The following is a 14,114-nucleotide window of genomic DNA, read 5'->3' on the forward strand; positions in this document are numbered from 1 at the left end:
TTCAGTATCCGGCGAAAGTGGATTGCCAAGCGGCCTTCAGGTCGGCCAGGGAAGCGTCGATCAGGGGCGAGCCGTCGGAGCCGCGGATGACGAGTCGATCGCCGTCCGTCACGGAGCCGATCTTCACGTACGGGACGCCGGTCAGGTGCCGCTCCAGCGTCGCGGTGAGTTCGGCGGGCGCTTCGAGAAGGAACCGCGTGTTCGATTCGCTGAACAGGGCCGCGGCGTCGGAGAGCCGGTCGCCGCCGTCCGGGACGTGCTCGACGGAAAGTTCCGCCCCCAAGGCTCCGGCGAAGGCCATCTCGGCCGCGGCGACCGCGAGCCCGCCTTCGCTGAGGTCGTGGCAGGCTCTCACGCAGCCTTCGGCGATCGCCCGATGCACGGCGGCGAAGACGGCGGGGGCGGCTTCGGCATCGACGGTCGGCGGCGTGCCGCCGGTCTGGAAGAGGACGAGTCCGAGGTGCGAACCGCCCAACTCGTCTCGCGTTTCGCCGACGAGGTACAACGCATTGCCGGCCTGTTTCAGATCCATCGTCACGGCCCGGCCGCTGTCGGGCACCTGCCCCATGGCGGTGACGAGCAGCGTCGGCGGAATGGCGACGGTCTGCCGTTCGCCGCTCTCGTCGCTGTAGGCGAATTCGTTGTAGAGCGAATCCTTTCCGCTGACGAACGGCGTGCCGAGGGCGACGGCGTAGTCCTGCAGCGCGACGGCGCTGCGAACGAGCGACCCGAGGGTCTCCGGACGCTCCGTGTTGCCCCAGCAGAAGTTGTCGAGGACGGCGATCCGGCTCGGATCGGCGCCGACGGCGACGACGTTGCGAACCGCTTCGTCCAACGCGGACTCCGCCATGCGGGCGGTGTCGAGATCGCCCAGCCGCGGGTTGATCCCGCAACCCACTGCCAGCCCGCGGTTCGACGCGTGCAGCGGCCGAATCACCGCGGCGTCGCCGGGGCCGTCTTCCGCCTCGCCGACCAGCGGTTTGACCACGCTGTGCGCCTGCACCTCTTGGTCGTACTGCCGAATGATGAACTCCTTGCTCGCGACGTTCGGCGCCGCGAGGATCGCCAGCAGTTCGTCGGTCCAATCCGACTTGTCCGGCAGAGCCAGCGGTTCGACGGTCGCCGGGGCGTACGTCGCGGCGCGGACGATGTGGGGGCGGCCGTCGTGCAGGAAGGCCATCGCCATATCGGCGACGGTGTGTCCCTCGTACTTCAGCACGAGCCGTCCCGTGCCCGTGAACTCGCCCAGTTCGGCCACGCCCACGCCCTCGGATTCGGCGAGCGCGACGAACGCCGCGACGTTCTCCGGCGGCACGGCGAACACCATGCGTTCCTGGGCCTCGCTGATCCAGATCTCCATCGGCGACAGACCCGGGTACTTCAGCGGGGCGCGATCGAGATGCACCTCCGCCCCCGTTTCCTCGCCCATCTCCCCGACCGCCGACGAGAAACCGCCGGCGCCGCAGTCCGTGACGGCGGAGTACAACCCGCGGTCGCGGGCTTGCAGCAGCACGTCGGCGACCATCTTCTCGGTGACGGCGTCGCCGATCTGCACGGCGCCGCCGCTGACGGATTCGCTTTCCTCATGCAGATCGACGGAGGAGAAGGTCGCCCCGTGGATGCCGTCCCGTCCGGTCGCTCCGCCGAGGGCGACGATGCGATCGCCGGGCGAAACCTTCTTCGCCACTTTGTCCGCGGGAATCAGGGCGACGTTCCCGCAGAACACCAGCGGATTGCCGAGGTAGCGATCGTCGAAGCAGACCGCGCCGTTGACGGTGGGAATGCCCATGCGGTTGCCGTAGTCCCGCACGCCGGCGACGACGCCCGACATCACCGTCGCCGGATGCAGCACGCCCGGGGGCAGCGAATCGGCCGGGGTCGTTGGCGAGGCGAAGCAGAACACGTCCGTGCTGCACAGTGGTTTCGCGCCGAGACCGGTGCCGAGCGGGTCGCGGATCACGCCGCCGATGCCGGTGTTCGCCCCGCCGTAGGGTTCGATGGCGCTGGGGTGGTTGTGCGTTTCGACCTTGATGCAGACGCACTGCTCGTCGTCGCCCTCGCCCTCGAAGTGCACGACGCCGGCGTTGTCCGAGAACACGCTGCGGCACCAGTCGTCGTCGCCGAGATTCGCCCGGATCGCGACCGTCGCGGCGAAGATCGTCTCCTTCAGCATGTTGCCGAATTCGACCGTCCCGTCCGGCCCCTCGTAGCGGATCGGACCGGCGAGCGTTTTGTGGGAGCAGTGCTCGCTCCATGTCTGGGCGACGCTTTCGAGTTCGCAGTCCGTCGGGTCGCGGCCGACTTCGGCGAAGTGGTCGCGGACCGTCTGCATCTCGGCCAGAGACAGGCTGAGCTGCCCCTCCTTCGAGAGCCGCAACATCGCCTCGTCGTCCATCCCCCGCAGCGGGACGACGATTTTTTCGAAGCGATACGGCTTGCCGAGGGCGAGGGTGTCGAGCGTCAGCTGACCGCGGACGACATGCTCGATGCTGTCGTTCGCCAACACCCGTCGGCACAGGCGGTCGAGCGCCGCCGGGTCGGCGCCCGGCGCCACCCAGTACTTGCGGACGCTGGCCACGTTCGTCGCCGGCACGTTCAGCCGTTGCAGCGCCCCCTTGGCGCTGCGGGCGACGTTGTCCGTCACGCCCGGCAGGAACAGGACGTTGAGAAGTTCGCCGTCTCCGATCGCGGGGGCGCTCCGCGGGGCCTCGGCGTTACACGCTGTGACTTCTGCGGTCTCGATGACGGAATCGCACAGCAACGGCACGGCGTCCCGTTCGATCTGCTCCCGGGTCAGGTCGCCCTCGATGAGGAACGAGCGGGCGGACGCCGTCGGTTCGACGGACAATCCGAGGCCCCGCGCCAGCTCCGCGGCCCGTTCGGCCTCCGCATCGCGGCGACCGGCGGCCGGGCGAATTTCGACTTCCCACAACATCAATTCGTTCCTTTCAGGTCGCCGGCAAACGGCTGGCCGGCGGACGTTCTGCCGGGATGGGTCAAACTGGCCCCGATCAGCTCCGCCCGCCGATTTGCGGCGTCGGCGAGCCAAGTTTCGATGGCGTCACGATCCCGAGCGGTAAGGGCGGACCGAAGTTCGCCCAACCGATCGGTCAGACGGTCGATCGCGTCGCGGACGGGAAACGCATTTGCGTGAAAGATGTCCGCCCACAGCCCCGGATCGCCGGCGGCGACGCGGGTGGTATCGGCGAAGCCGGTGCTGGTCAGTCGGCCGTCGCCGTGGTTCTCGCGCGAGTCCGCGTCCACGGCGAGGCAGAGCGCCGCGGCCATCGCGTGCGGCAGATGCGAGGTGCGGGCGAGCCGGGCGTCGTGGTCGCAGGCGTCCAAGACTTCGACGCGGCTCCCCAATGCCTGCCAAAAACCGGCGACGGTCGCGGTTCGCTCGCGGCTGGGGGTGCGGCAAACCACCGTCACGCGACCCTCGAAGAGGTCGGCGTCGGCATGCTCCCAGCCGGATTTCTCCGAGCCGGCGAGCGGATGGGCGGGCACGAACCGCGGTTCGTCCGGCAGGTCGTCCACGATGCTCTGTTTCACGCTGCCCGCGTCGGTGATGCAGGCTTCCGACCTGAGATGCGGAGCGTACCGGGCGATGTCCGCCGCGATGCGGCCGACGGGCGTGCACACGACCAGCAGATCGACCGACGACGCCTCCGCCGGATCGACCGCGGTGCGGGTGAGCAGCCCCGCCTCGCGGGCCGCTTCGAGCCGGGCCCGATCCCGGCCGAATCCAATGACCTGCTTCGCGGCGCCCCGTTTCAACGCGGCGGCGGCGATCGATCCGCCGATCAGGCCGACGCCGACCACGCCGAGCGTGCGGACCGCCGGCCCGGCGCTGCTCGAATCGACCGGCGGCGGGGACGGGGAAGGGACGGGCATCGGCGCGGGAGTCTACGGCCCCCGGCCGTCCATTACAGCCTCGCCAAGCCGCATCAAACCTTGCCGCTGCGACCCGTTTCCACCGACGCAACCTCACCGGCACGACCGCCGCCGTCATCGACATCTACGGAGCGCGTCGATGGGAGTGACCGGGGCCGGGTTGAAAAGCCCGCTCCGCCTGCGCTAATGCCAGGGTGACGAACCCGACCCCGAATGCCGACCCCCTCGCGGCTCCGCCTTCCACGGCGCCGACCGCGACCGAAGCCTGCGACCGCATTCTGGGGACGTTGAACTTCTCCTCCGGCGGGAACGACGGCCCGCTGGCGACGGGATTCTGCGAACTCGCGACGGCGCTGAGCGCCGGCTCCGGAGCGGTTCCCCTGTATCCCCGCGTGCTGTCGACGCTGTCGGAGCGGTTGGAGAGCCTCGCCGCGGAACGCTCCGCGTTCGCCGACGCCACCCAGGCCCGGGCGGTGCTGAAGGGGCTGGCGAACCTGCCGGGCGACTATCGGCGCTACCACCGCGATCTGCTGCCGGACCTTACGGAGTCGGATCTGTCCGCCCCGCTGTTCCTCGCCGCGGCGGCGGATGCGTTGCTGCAGGTGGGCGAAGCGGGCGGCGAGTCGGCCGACGGCCCCGGCGCCGTCCGGGCCGCGGTTCTGCGACTGAACGACTACGTCGGCCATCGCCCGATTCCCGTGCTGGAAGGGGGCATCCGCAGCGAAGTGCATCCGCACGAGCGGCACCGCCCCGTCCCGCTCTGGCGGCCGGAGGTCGGCAGCGCTCCGGGGCCGGCCGCGGAGGTGCTGGACGCCACGCTGGCGCTGCTCCGCAAGACGCCGGCCGACATGCTGGACGAGGCGGAGTACCACCCGGATCGCATGGTCGAGCTGGCCCTCGATCTGAGGACGTACGACGACCGTCACCCCGTCTTCAAACGCACGAACTACCTGTTCGGCGAATGGGACCCCGAGAGCCACCGGTCCGCGGGGCTGTCCCGGCTCAGCGACGATGACGGCGAGGACGACTCTTCCGCCGGCGACTACACCCGGTTCGTCCTGCGTCGACCCGTGCTGACGGCGATCTTGCAGTGGGTCGAGCAGGACGGCGACGGCACGCCGGCCGAGCGGCTCTTCGACGGCTCCGCGGCGCTCGCCGGCACCGTGTTGATGGCGGCGGCGGTCTCCGGCCGAGACCCGCATGCGCACGATTCGGCTTCCTCGCTGATGACGCTGCTTCCCCGGATCGCCGCGCTGCGGGATCGGTTCTACGACTGGCTGATTGATTCCCAGTCCGGCGAACGGGCGGAGCGACTCGCGGAGGTCACGAGACGCACCCGCCAGCCGTTTGGCCATGTCCGCCAATATCTGAACCTCAGCCTGTCGGACCTCACCGCGCGGCAGGCGCAGGGCCGCGCCGTCGCCACGCAGTACGCGCGACTCGATCAGCCGGATGCGGCTCGGGAAGAAGCCGCCGCCAACCCGAGCGCCGCCGGTCGTCTCGAAGCGGGGATCGAATGTGCGCTCGCCGAAGGGTTCGCCGCGGCCAAGGACACCGCCGGTCGCCTGCGGGACGCGGCGGACCGTTGGGACGCCGCCGCGGGTCTGATCCGCCGGGGCGTCGACTGCGGCTTGTTGCCCGATCCGTGGACCGTGATCGGCTATCAGGGGCAGTACCCGTTGTTCCGGGCGCGGGAAGACAGCCTGCCGGATCCGCGGCTCGAGACGCTGATCGAACTGGTCGGGGAGACCCTGCGACTGGGCGGGGAGGTGCGGATTGAATCCGCCGCCCGGGGCGTCTCCGCGGACGATCCCGCCCCGGAAGCGGGACAACGCGGCGAGGCGGGGGCCGGCGTGGGGTTCGCCTCCCGTCTGGAGCGCTTCGCCGACTGGTGGGATCGTTTCGCCACGACCACCGTCGACGGCCTGCCCGCGGTGCAGGGAGCGGCGGCGGTCGAAAGCGCCGCCCGGGTGGCGGGCGTCCTCGGCGAATGGCACGCCGCCGGCGGGGCCGACGCCGGTCTCGGCTTCTGGGCGCAGCGGCTGGACGAACTCGATCGCGGCGCCTCGTTGGCCCGCGCCGCGGATCTGCTGCTGCGCACCGATCAACCCGCCGCGGCCGCCGGTCTTCTTTATTACTGGGTCGGCGAGACGGAGCAGTTCGGCGCCGGGCCGGAGGGGAACACGGTGTTCCACCTCCTCCGCCGCAGCCTGCTTGGGCAGCTTGCCGCAGCGGGGGACGGAAACGCGGCCGATCCCGCGGCGAAGTTCTTCGAACGGCTGGAACCGAACACCGATCACCTCGCCCTCGAACTGCCGGACGCCGACCTCGCCGCCCCCCGCAAGGGCGGTCGGGAGCTGCTGGGCGGCGGGCCGGAGGAGGGAGAGGACGAAGAGGACGGCGACGAGTTCGCCGCCGCCTACGAGGGCGTCACCTTTGAGGACAGCTCCGACGATGGCGTCGAGGGCGACCTGTTGGACGGCGGCGGCCCGCCGGCCGACCTGGACGAACTGCTGCCGGAGTTGGTCCGCGGCTGGGACGTGCCGATCCGCTATCGGGAAGCGGTCGCGGCCCTCTGGCGCGATGCGATCGCCGCCGTGCCCGCCCCGGCGTTGTTCGAAGGGGAAGAGCCGCCTGAGGACGACGAAGCGGATCCGTACACGGAGGTTCTGAAGCACTGGACCGGAGAACTCACCCGGCTGCGTGACGAACTGACCTCCGCCGCCGCGCTGATCCACGAACGACCCGTGGGCGAGGCCACCGGCGACGAAATCGAAAACATGCTGCGGGACGAACGCCTGCAGATCCGGCATCGCCTGGTACATCGCCTGATCGGAGCGGCGGCGGAACTTTCGCTGACGACCCGGCTGGCCCGCGCGCGAATCGGCGAGCCGGAGGAGGATCCCACGGAGTTCGATACCGCGGCCCATCGCCTGCTCGTCGCCGTGCAGCGTCGTGACCGGGTCGGCGCCCGCCGCACCTTCGCCGCCTTCGCCGCCAAGCTGCGTCGGCGTCGGCTGCTGTACGTGCCGCCGGATCGAGGGGGCGACCCGGTCGCCGCGGCCCAGAGTCGTGCGGATTGGCGGCTGCTGGATCACCTCGCGGTCGAGCTGCCGCGATTGGGACTGATCTCGCAAACCCACCGGCTGCTCGCCGCGGTGCTGCACGCCGAGCGCGGCAGTCGGGTCGGCGGCCCGGTGGTGACGGAGTTCGATCGCCTGTTCCGTCGGGCGCTCAGCGCGGCCACGGCCGCGGCCGTCCGTTCGACGGCGCCGCCCGACCGGCCGACCCCGCCGAACTTCGGCCGCATGCCGCTCGACCCGCGCGAGGTCGGCCGCCGGAGCCTCTACGAAAGTCCTTTGGAATCCCGTATCCGCACGCTCGCGCGATTGCTGCGACCGTTCCGCGCCTTGTGGATCGGCCACAGCAAAACGCTGCGGCTCAGCGTCGCGGAGAACCTCCGCAACCCGGGGCTGCGTCGGGATCTCAAGGACTTCATCACGAAATACGGCGGCGAACTGCTGCATGCCCGCAATTTGACGCTGGGGCATGTCCGCATGGTGCTGCACACCGGCGTCGGGCCGTATCTCGATACGCTCGTGCGGAACCCGGATCCGCTGAAGCCGAGCGAGCTGGTGAACGACCTGCTCGACGCCCGTATCGAACGTCCCAAGGCGGAGAAGCTGCTCACGCTCATCCTGCAGATCGTGGTGGAGAAGGTCGATCGCTGGATCGAATACAACTCCCTCACCACGCGCAGCGATTACGGCGAACGGTTCTACTGCCTGCTGGACTTCCTGCGGGTCGAAGTCGACTACGACCGCGACGAATGGCACCGCGTCCCGCGGGCGGTGATGTTTCGAGCGTTGGCGCGCACCGGGGAACTGGATCTCGCGGACCGCTGGCTGCGGATGATGCGTCGGGACAACCGCCGGCGGGGCGAAATGCATCTCGCCCGATTGGCCGAACGCGAGGAGCACTACGGCGTGCGCCTCCCGGGCGTCCGCGACAAGCTTGAGGAACGCCTCGTCGGCCCTCTGATCCGAGAGCGGCTGTACGCACTGGTGAAGCCCAGCCTGAAGGGGGGCCACGGCCGTCCCGCCCGTGCCTGGTTCGCGGAGCTGCGCGGCGAGGTGGATCGGCTCCGTGAACGCAGCCGACCGAGCGGCCCCGAGCCGCCGGAGTGGCTGGAGGGACTGGAGGACGAGGTCGGCCGCCAACTGCGAGCCACCGCGGACCCGGTCCGGCTGCCGCCCGCGCCGCTCGGTTACGGCGAATTGGTCGGACAACTCCGCCGCCTCAACCGGCGATAGCGGACCTCTTTTGGCGAGCGGGGGGCGTCAGCCCTCCGAGTCCGCTGCCGTGTCAGAACGGCTTGGGCGTGAAAAATCCCGGCTGTCGCAGCGTGGCGATCGGGCCGTCGGCGCTGGTGAACTGCGTCAGGAAGAGCATGCCCGCGTAAGCCAGCGAGATCGCCCAGCCCAGGGCCAGCCACGGATACGTCCACCACCACCGGGGCCGGGGACCGGTCGGGTCGATTCCCCGCCGCGTCCATCCCGCGAGCAGCCGGCTCGGCAGAATCCCGGCGATGCAGGCCGGCGTCAGCAGCCAGCCGGCGTCGGAGGGCAGTTCGACCACCGCCAGCGAATACAGCGGCAGCGAACCGACGACCACGGCCGCCAGCACGCCGGTCCACCGCGCCGGTCGGCGACGCCACGTTCGCCAGGCCGCACGCGGGTTGAGACCGGCCCATAGGCTCCGCCACGCCCCCGCGTGTCGGGCGACGACGAGATTCGCCTGAGCCGCCGGCACCAACGGGAGCACAGCCGCCAGCCAGAACGCCCCCAGGATGCGGACCAGCGCCCGCCCGCCGCCGTCCCCTTGGACGGCCAGCAAGACCGTCGGCAGCAACAGCCACCCGCCGGCGACGAGAAATCCTCGCACGCCCAGCCAAACCGAGCGCAACGGCGCGAGCTCCGACCAGAGCCAGCCGCACTTGGCGCCGAGCCGATCCGCTGCTTCCCCCGGCGAACGCAGCGTCCGTAAAAGATTGCGGAGCGGCCGGAACCACCCGGTTCGTCCCCCCGCGTACATCCACAAGATGAGGTGCACCGCGACGGCGACGGCGACGACTCCCGTCGCAATCTGCCATCCGCCCGCCGCGGCGGAACCGGGGGCGATGACCGCCGCGTCCGACGCCACGCCGGCGAGAATGCGAATTGGCTGCGCGGCGATCCACACGATCGCCGCGACGCCCGCCAGAATCGCCGCGGCCCGCAGCAAGCGGCCGAGCGGGGGCCGCATGTCCGCGCGGGCTCGTCCCTCAGGATCGACTCGCACGCCGTTCGCCGCCCGGCCTTCCGCCTCCAACATCCACCCCAGCGCCAACAACGGCCCGCCCGGGACGGCCGCGACCGCGGCCAACAATCCTCCGAAGCTGAGCACGCCCACCGTCGCCCGGACCGCCGCCGTCGTCGCGCTCCAAATGCGGCGACCCCAGCCCACCCGCTCCGACGGCGGTACGACCTGCGCCGGAGTTGAGTCGATCGGCGGAGCGAGCAGGGCCGTCATGGGACACCGATCGAAAGTTCGGACGTACCTCGGACGATACCCGTCCAAGATTGCCGGCGTTGCAGCGAATCCCATGGAAATCGCGTTGCCGAAACCTCGACGGCCCCCAAGGGGTACGATGGGGCAGCCGTCGCTCCGTTCTTAATTCGGACGTCTCCGTGTCGTTCTTCCGCCCCTCGCGTCGTTGGTTCGGCCTCGTCGCCGTGGGGGTGGTGTCGGCGGTGACGTTCGCCTCCGCGCGGCTCGACCGATCGCCGGGCACGCCGAGAGTGCGACATCCTGTCGATGCGGCGGCGATCGATGCGTTCTTCGAAACCCGATGGGAAGAGGAAGACGTCACGCCGGCCCCCGAGGCGGACGACTTGATCGTGCTGCGACGGCTGTCGCTGGCGCTGCACGGCACGATCCCGTCCTTGGAGGAGATCCGCGCGTTCGAAGCGGACGCCGGCCCGGATCGACTCGATCGCTGGACGGATCGGATGCTCAGCGAGCGGCGATTTGCCGATTATTGGGCGGAACGCTTGGCCCGGGCGCTGGTCGGCGTGCACGAGGGGAATTTGATCCTCTTTCGACGCGACCGGTTCAAAGCGTGGCTCGCGAATCGACTGCACCAGGACGCCCCCTGGGACGAGACCGTCCGCCGCATGATCGGCGGAGACGGGATGTGGACCGCGAAGCCGGAGGTGAACTTCGTCACGGCGGAGATCGAGAACGACGTCTTGGACCGTGAAGCCCTCGCCGGCCGCACGGTGCGGGCGTTTCTGGGGCAGCGGATCGACTGTGCCCAGTGCCACGATCATCCCTTCGCGGAGTGGTCGCAGGACGACTTCGAGGGACTCGCGGCGTTCTACGGTCGCACGCAGTACGGCCTGACGGGCGTCCGGGATCACGTGAAGAAGGACGGCGAACCGCTGGAGTTCACCGTGCAGGACCGGGAGACGCTGGAGGATCGCGTCGTGATGCCGGCCGTCCCCTTCGCCCCGGATCGCTTACCGGAGACCTTCGCCGCCGACTCCGAACGTCGTCGGGCGGCCCTCGCCGAGTGGGTCACGCATGCGGACAATCGCCGGTTCGGCCGGGCGACGGCCAATCGGGTGTGGGGGCTGCTGTTCGGTCGCGCGTGGAGCGAACCGGTCGACGATCTGCCCGACCCGGAGCCGCTCGCGCCCGGCGAGGACGGCGATCTGCTGGACCGGCTCTCCGCGACGTTCACCGGTCCCGGGGAGTATCGCTTGAAGCATTTGATTCGCGTCATCACGCGGTCGCGGGCTTTCCGGCTGTCGTCCGCCGCTCCGGAGGCGAACGAGGACGAGTACGAAGCGATGGCCCGAGCCAACGCGCTGTTCCCGCTCACCCGGCTGCGGCCGGAACAGATGATCGGGGCGATGACGCAGGCCGGCAGCGTGCGGACGTTGGACGCGGACAGCCCGTTGTTCGTGCGGGCGATTCGATTCACGCGGTCCGTCGATTTCGTTCGAGACTACGGGGACCCGGGCGAGGAGGAACTGACCCGCGAACCCGGCACGGTGCCCCAGGCGCTGCTGCGAATGAACGGCAACCTCCCGCGGGAACTGTCGAAGGCCCAGCCCTTCGGGGCACCGTCGCGGCTGACGTGGTTCGCCGGCCCGCCGCCGCGGCAGGTCGAAGCGGCCTTCCTCTGCGTGCTCTCCCGCCGCCCGGCGCCCGCGGAGACCGCGGCGCTCGTCCGTTATTACGAACCGACGCCCGGCGAGGCCGGCTATCCGATCGAAGACGTTTACTGGACCCTGTTCAACGCGCCGGAGTTCTCATGGAATCATTGATCGCTCCGCCCACCCATTCGACCGACGCTCGCCTCGGTCGTCGCTCCGTCCTCGCGGCCGCGGCGTCGCTGGGACTGTCGTTCGCACTCCCGCCGCTTCCCGCCCGCGCGGCCGATCGGCGCGGCGAGGAACGCGAGAAGAGCCTGCTCGTCCTGTGGATGCAGGGCGGGATGAGTCAGTTGGAGTCGTTCGATCCGCACCCCGGTTCGCCGATCGGCGGGCCGACGAAGGCGATCGCCACCTCGCTGAAGGGGACGCAGTTCGCCGACCTGTTCGAACGCACCGCCGAGCATGCGCACAAGCTGAACCTCATCCGGTCGATGACCAGCGCGGAGGGCGATCACGAGCGGGCCACCTATTTCCTCAAAACCGGGTATCGACCCGACCCGACCGTGCGGCACCCGGCCGCCGGAGCGGTCGCGGCCTCGGCGAAGCCGGCGGAGGGGTTGGCGATTCCCGCCCACGTCGCGTTGAACCCGGGCCAGTGGCCGCCGCGCGGCGGCTATCTCGGTCCGGGGCTGGACGCCTTTCAGGTGCACAACCCCGGCGGTCCCCCGGCGAATCTGCGGGACGTCGCCCAGCCCGGTCGCCGCGCTCGTCGACTCGCGGGGCTGGACGTGCTCTCGCAGTCCTTCTCGGCCGGTCGTCCCGGTCAGTTGCGGCGAACGCGACACGCGGAGGCGACTGATGAAGCGGTCACGATGATGGACTCGCCGCAGGTCAAAGCGTTTGAGATTGAAGACGAACCGGACGTCCTCAAAGCGGCCTACGGCGACACCCGTTTCGGCCGCGGCTGCCTCGTCGCCCGCCGGCTGATCGAGACCGGCGTGCGGGCGGTGGAGGTCACGCTGAACGGCTTCGACACCCACGCCGACAACTTCGGCGGGATGGCGACGCAAGCGGAAACGCTCGACCCGGCCCTCGCGGCGCTGTTGGGCGATCTCGCCGACCGCGATCTGTTGGAGAGCACCGTCGTGCTCGTGATGACGGAGTTCGGCCGCACGCCGCGGATCAACCCTCTCGACGGTCGCGATCACTGGCCCAAGGGGTTTTCGTGTATGGTCGGCGGCGGCGGACTGGCCTCCGGCCGGGTGATCGGCGGGACCGATCCGCTGGGCGAGAAGGAACCGACCGACCCGGTCAGCGTGCAGGATCTCTACGCGACGGTCTATTCCGCCCTGGGCATTGAACCGGACTACGAAGAGATGACGCCGATCGGTCGTCCGCTCAAACGCGTCGAGGGGACGCCGTTGGCGTCGCTGTTCGCCTGACCTCAGGGGAACGTTTCGCGGGCGAAGCATCGCCCCGGAGCGGGATGGACCGGCGGGGGCCGCGGCTGCTAGGAACCGCGCCGCCGCCCGGAGGCTCCGGCGTCGGCGATCGCCCCCGGGTCCGAGGCGTCCGCGTTGTTGAAACTGCTCACATCCCCCGCGGCCATCGCCGCGGCGCTGACCGCCGGCTTCCTCGTCGCCTGCGGCGAGGGCGGCCCGCTGACGCATTCGCTCATCACCCGCTACGCGCTCGGTCACCCATTGGCCGTCGCCACGGTGGCGCTGTTCTTCGCGGGCGCCGCCGCGGTCGCCATGCGGGCGGTCGGCCATCGCTCGGAGCGAAGCGCCGTCGCCGCGCTCGCAGAGTGCCGGTTTGAATACGACGCCGACGCGCTCACTTGGGCAGGTGATTCGAAGCTGGCCGCCCCGGCCCGCGTGCGAGGGCTGCTCCTCGACCCCCCGCCGGCCGATCGGGCCGAAGCGCGCCTGACCACGCTGCACGAAACTGCCGCCGACCGCCTGCACGATTCCTACGGGCTGGTCCGTACGATCACCTGGGCCGTGCCGATCCTGGGGTTCCTGGGCACGGTCGTGGGGATCACGCTGGCGATCGCGGGGATCGACCCCGACGGATTGGGCGAATCGCTGGGCGAAGTGACGGGTGGCCTCGCCGTCGCGTTCGACACTACCGCGCTCGCGCTGGCCCTCTCGCTGGTGCTGGTCTTCAGCACCCATGCGGTGCAGGGGGCGGAGCTGAGCAACCTCGAACGACTGCGGGACGCGGCGTTCCGCACCCTGCTGCCCCTGTGTCCGGCGGTCGAAGACGACCCGATACGAGCAGCCGCTTCGGACGTGGCCGATCAGATGCGCCGTCGCGCCGGCGATCTCGCCGAGGTGCACGCCGCGGCGTGGCGCGGCAGTTTGGAAGAGATGCGAACCGCCTGGTCGGAGACGCTGAGCGAAAGCCGAGCCGTGTTCGCCGAGGGCGTGCGGGCGGAGACCTCCGCCGTCGTCGAGGCCGCCGAACGCCGCCAGCAAGCCGCCGCGAACGAGTTTCTCTCCGCCGTGCGGGCCGCCTCGGAGAGCATGACGGGCGCCGTGTCACGCTGGAGCGACGGCATCGAACGCGCGGCCGACGCGGAGATCGACCGGGCCGACCGACTCGGCCAACTCGCCGAATCCATGGAGCGACTCGCGGAGCGGGCCGAGGCTCAGGCGATGATCGCCGGCCGGATCGACGCGGGACTCGCCAGCGTTCACGAAGCCGGCCAGTTCGAGGAAGCCGTGCATTCGCTGACCGCGGCGGCTCACCTGCTGACGGTGCGTCTCGGCAGCGTGCAGACGCAGCAGGGCGCCGCCTCCGCCCCCGCCCCGTTGAGGCGGGCGGCCTAACGGCGCCGGCAGAACCCTCCGCCCATGCGACGCGCCAGCGGTCCGAACGTCAGTCTGTTCCCCTTCCTGACGGTGCTGCTCTGCGCCAGCGGGACGCTGATCGTGCTGTTGATCGCACTCTCGCAGCACGTTCGCGACGCTCCCCCGACGGCCCCGCCGGTCGTGGAGACCCCGCCTGTCGCCC

The 14,114-nt window shown here is 70.4% G+C and carries 7 protein-coding genes; 4 read left to right on the forward strand and 3 right to left on the reverse strand.

Annotation, left to right across the window (positions count from 1 at the left end; all coding sequences use genetic code 11):
- Nucleotide 1: 1 nt before the first annotated feature.
- Together purL and LzC2_RS02980 are read right to left on the reverse strand one after the other, a co-directional pair.
- The gene (gene purL, locus LzC2_RS02975; protein ID WP_171183592.1) at nucleotides 2-2,938 is read right to left on the reverse strand and encodes a phosphoribosylformylglycinamidine synthase subunit PurL; all 2,937 of its coding nucleotides are present in this window, start codon (nucleotides 2,936-2,938) and stop codon (nucleotides 2-4) included.
- Nucleotides 2,935-3,894: a prephenate dehydrogenase gene (locus tag LzC2_RS02980; protein ID WP_171183594.1), complete on the reverse strand. Its 960-nt coding sequence runs from the start codon at nucleotides 3,892-3,894 to the stop codon at nucleotides 2,935-2,937. Before LzC2_RS02980 ends, purL begins: the two co-directional genes overlap by 4 nt.
- A gap of 194 nt (nucleotides 3,895-4,088) precedes the next feature.
- On the opposite strand from LzC2_RS02980, the gene LzC2_RS02985 reads away from it, so the two are divergent.
- Nucleotides 4,089-8,207, forward strand: coding sequence for a hypothetical protein (locus LzC2_RS02985; protein WP_171183596.1), 4,119 nt, complete (start codon nucleotides 4,089-4,091; stop codon nucleotides 8,205-8,207).
- Between the two features lie 52 nt (nucleotides 8,208-8,259).
- Here the strand turns inward: LzC2_RS02985 and LzC2_RS02990 are convergent, their stop codons facing one another.
- Nucleotides 8,260-9,465 carry a hypothetical protein gene (locus tag LzC2_RS02990; protein ID WP_171183598.1) on the reverse strand — a complete coding sequence of 402 codons (1,206 nt, stop codon included), beginning with the start codon at nucleotides 9,463-9,465 and terminating at the stop codon, nucleotides 8,260-8,262.
- A gap of 158 nt (nucleotides 9,466-9,623) precedes the next feature.
- On the opposite strand from LzC2_RS02990, the gene LzC2_RS02995 reads away from it, so the two are divergent.
- The 3 genes from LzC2_RS02995 to LzC2_RS03005 all read left to right on the forward strand — a co-directional run bounded on the left by LzC2_RS02995 (nucleotide 9,624) and on the right by LzC2_RS03005 (nucleotide 13,930).
- Nucleotides 9,624-11,267, forward strand: a complete 1,644-nt coding sequence (locus LzC2_RS02995; RefSeq protein WP_171183600.1) for a DUF1549 domain-containing protein — start codon at nucleotides 9,624-9,626, stop codon at nucleotides 11,265-11,267.
- Nucleotides 11,255-12,538 (forward strand): DUF1501 domain-containing protein, encoded by a 1,284-nt coding sequence (locus tag LzC2_RS03000; protein WP_171183602.1) that lies wholly within the window; start codon nucleotides 11,255-11,257, stop codon nucleotides 12,536-12,538. Before LzC2_RS02995 ends, LzC2_RS03000 begins: the two co-directional genes overlap by 13 nt.
- 138 nt (nucleotides 12,539-12,676) lie before the next feature.
- A complete protein-coding gene (locus LzC2_RS03005) occupies nucleotides 12,677-13,930 on the forward strand; it encodes a MotA/TolQ/ExbB proton channel family protein (RefSeq protein ID WP_171183604.1) in 1,254 nt (417 codons plus the stop codon).
- Nucleotides 13,931-14,114 lie beyond the last annotated feature (184 nt).

The organism is Alienimonas chondri (assembly GCF_013036045.1).
Taxonomy (GTDB): domain Bacteria; phylum Planctomycetota; class Planctomycetia; order Planctomycetales; family Planctomycetaceae; genus Alienimonas; species Alienimonas chondri.

Coding starts and splice junctions, on each gene's coding strand:
- LzC2_RS03000 (WP_171183602.1), top strand. CDS start 11,255: ATGGAATCATTGATCGCTCCGCCCACCCATTCGACCGACGCTCGCCTC.
- LzC2_RS02990 (WP_171183598.1), bottom strand. CDS start 9,465: ATGACGGCCCTGCTCGCTCCGCCGATCGACTCAACTCCGGCGCAGGTC.
- LzC2_RS02980 (WP_171183594.1), bottom strand. CDS start 3,894: ATGCCCGTCCCTTCCCCGTCCCCGCCGCCGGTCGATTCGAGCAGCGCC.